At 75.4% G+C, this 1,031-nt stretch carries 1 protein-coding gene; it reads left to right on the top strand.

Annotated features, from left to right (window positions below; genetic code table 11):
* Positions 1-94 precede the first annotated feature (94 nt).
* Positions 95-1,006: a hypothetical protein gene (locus GL263_RS27175; protein ID WP_182858382.1), complete on the top strand. Its 912-nt coding sequence runs from the start codon at positions 95-97 to the stop codon at positions 1,004-1,006.
* Positions 1,007-1,031 lie beyond the last annotated feature (25 nt).

Genomic DNA, 1,031 nt, shown 5'->3' with positions numbered 1-1,031 from the left:
TATAAGAGACAGCAGCCAGCGGGGGCGGAGACGCCGGCGGCGGTGGCCAGACGGGCGGCCCGAACGGCGACGGCGGGCAGGAGCCCGGCGGCCGATGAGTTCGTCCTTCCTCGGCCGGGCGCGGGAGATCGCCGCGGTGGTCGCGCCCACCACCGTCGTCACCGCGCTGCTCTTCTACTTCGGCTACGTGGCCCTCCGCGCCCGGTTCCGCTACTACGGCGTGGACCTGGACCTGGTCGACCTGACACTCCAGGAGACGCTGCTGTACGGCGTGGAGGTGCTGTATCCGCCGGTACTGGTGGTCGCGCTGATCGGGCTGCTGGTGACCGGGCTGCACGCCGGGGTGCGGTGGCTGCTGGCGGCGCCGGAGCGGGACGTGGTGAGTGGCTGGCTGGGCGTGCTGCTGGTCCTGGTCGGCCTGCTCGCGCTGGCCCGGGGGCTGGTCGGGTTCCTGGTGGCGGGCGTCAGCGCCGGTGAGCACTTCCCGGTGACGCCGCTGGCGCTCGCCCTCGGCTCGGTGGCCGTCGCCTACGGCGGCTGGGTGCTGCACACGGTGGCGGCCCGCCGGCACGACTGGTCCGGGGAGTCGGACCTGCGGCAGGCCGCCCGCCGGTCGGTCGGCTGGCTCGCGCTGGTGGGGGTCGCCAGCGCCTTCTGGGCCACCAACGAGTTCGCCGCCGCGCACGGGAGGGGCAAGGCCGAGGAGTTCGCCGAGGGGCTGCCGGCGCGGCCGCACGTCCTGCTGCATACCAGGGAGCCACTGCGCGGGGTCCCGTGCGGGGTCGAGTACCAGGACGGCGGGGACGAGGCGGGAGCCTACCGGCACCGCTACCAGGGCCTGCGGCTGCTCGTGGAGTCCGGCGGCCGGCTGTTTGTCGTCCCCGCGCACTGGCGGGACGGCCGCGACGGCGGCACACCCAGCCGGACGCTGGTCGTGCCGTACGGGGACGAGGTGCGCGTGGAACTGCGTCCGACGCCCCGCGTTCCGCCGCGGACCGACTGCTGAGACCCGGCCGGGCGGGGGTCGGAGG

This window comes from Streptomyces durbertensis, assembly GCF_014156695.1.
GTDB lineage: Bacteria > Actinomycetota > Actinomycetes > Streptomycetales > Streptomycetaceae > Streptomyces > Streptomyces durbertensis.
This window is presented reverse-complemented; position numbering and strand designations above follow the sequence as displayed.

Coding starts and splice junctions, on each gene's coding strand:
- GL263_RS27175 (WP_182858382.1), top strand. CDS start 95: ATGAGTTCGTCCTTCCTCGGCCGGGCGCGGGAGATCGCCGCGGTGGTC.